This window comes from Paraliobacillus sp. X-1268, assembly GCF_003426095.1.
In the GTDB taxonomy this organism is placed as follows: Bacteria; Bacillota; Bacilli; order Bacillales; family Amphibacillaceae; genus Paraliobacillus_A; species Paraliobacillus_A zengyii.
This window is the reverse complement of record NZ_QJSK01000045.1, coordinates 1-2,083: the sequence shown is the minus strand read 5'-3', so window position 1 is coordinate 2,083 and position 2,083 is coordinate 1. Positions and strand designations below refer to the sequence as shown.

At 33.7% G+C, this 2,083-nt stretch carries 1 protein-coding gene; it reads right to left on the bottom strand.

Annotated elements, in window-relative coordinates; translation table 11 throughout:
- Nucleotides 1-137 precede the first annotated feature (137 nt).
- The coding region (locus tag D2K62_RS18560; protein ID WP_198671323.1) for a M14 family metallopeptidase at nucleotides 138-2,083 on the bottom strand (1,946 nt) is incomplete at its 5' end.

Here is a 2,083-nt window from a genome sequence, read left to right as displayed (position 1 = left end):
TATCAGAAGGTATCCTTTTTTACTTACTTAAATTGTTTCAATTTTATAAAAAAGTTGCACCCTCCAACCATAAATTTGGAAAGGTGCAACTTTTTATTGTTTATCTGGGTTTTGTCCCAGCCTCTTTTAAGTATGGTCTACCTGTCACTAGTATATTTTGCAATATATAAACCAACCGTTTTGTTTTTATTCCATACACCATCCCAATTCTTAAATGGTACTGGTTGTTCATATACGTATGGAGATATTTCTTGTGTGATCGCTGGCTGATTCTTTTTATACAAGAACCAATCCGTATAACCTCCACCACTTACACTATTTTGCAAGTCAATTGGCTGGTAACCTGTAATATTTGCTACTCCAGCCGTTATTTTCCTTGTATGCGATGAGAATCCATATCTTGTATATATTAATTCTCCTGACGAGTGATAAGAAACTGCTGCGAGAAAATTATGCTGGTTAGTAAAATCATACACAGCTTTTGTTTCTGGTTCACTTAAAGGTAAAACCCCTTTATACATAGCCGAACTAGGCTTACCTGTATTATCAGTAATCGAGTTCCATAGATACGGATATTGACGATTTAAGTCTACTCCTCTAATGTTTGCCTTCCAACTTGAGAAGTTCGAGCTACCACCATTAATCTCTATCACATTACTAGGGTTACTTGCAGATAACGCTCCTTCTTGCACCAACATTACACCATCTGGATTTACCATAGGAACAAACCAAATTGAAACTTCATTTAGTATTTGTCTTGCATCATAGCCATGATATTTTGTATCCAGGGCATATGATTTTGCATACTCATCAATCATTTCCATAATTACATTTGTAGTCATATGTTCACGGGCATGATGGGAAGCATTGATGAATATTTCTTTCTTCCCTTTTCCTAATTTTACAGCGTATAAATTACGATAATCAACTGACTTCCCAATTATCTTCGTTTCAATAATACTTGAATAACTAGATTCTAATGCTTTAATGTCACTAATCATTTGGTTATATGAATATTCAGCAACTTTTCCATTCACTATATCTTTTACTCCCGCTATTTTTTCACCGGCTTCAGCTAACTTCAAATATTTCTTGGCTTCATTTTGTGTACTATTATAAACTCCATCTAAACCAATAATGTAGTTATAACGATGAATTGCAGTACCGAATTGGCCTTTTTGATGTTGATCTTTTGCCCATTCCAGCAAATTACGAGCACTCATGTTTAGAGCAGCACTTATCTCTGTACTATTCGGATATAAATAATATCCTTTTGTTAAAATTTCAATCGCTTTAGAAGAACTATTTTTACTATTTGCTACATCTATTATTCTCTGCTCTGTTGGTAATATTTCATTTTTATTAACATACTTTAATTTTAATCTTACTTCTTTTTCTATTTTACTATTTAATGATGGTGAATCTAATACTCTTTCATATCTAACTCTAGCAGTATCTAGTTCCCCTTTTAGATGTTGGGTAGTTGCCCAACTCATAAGAGAGGCTGCACTATCGTTAATTGCGTTAGTGAGTTTCTCATTTCCAGGATATAAGTAATATCCTTCAATAGATTTAGCCAGCTTTTGTGACGAATTGTTCTCGTTATTGATACTATTTATTAATTCATCTGGAGTTGGAAGCTTTTTATTATCTAATGCATAATCTAATTTCATCTGAGTCTCACGTCGAATACTACTATATACACCAGGTGATTCTAGAATCAACTCATAACGAGTCCTTGCTGTTCCGATATTTCCTTTTTGATGTTGTCCATTAACCCATAAAAGTAATGAACGAATACTCTGATTAATACCTGTTCTTAATTGTTCATTTCCTGGATATAGCTCATATCCCTCAACATATTTATATACTGTTGAAGAAGAATTCGGCTGATTATTAGCACTTGTCACAAACTCTGCTACTGTTGGTAACCGCACACCTTTAATAGAATATGCATGCTTTCTCTCTGTCTCTTCTTTTATACTATCATTTAAACTAGGTGCTTCTAATATCCAGTCATATCGTAAGTTTGCTGTGCCGATATTTCCTTTTTGATGTTCGCTAGTTGCCCAATCTAATAAAG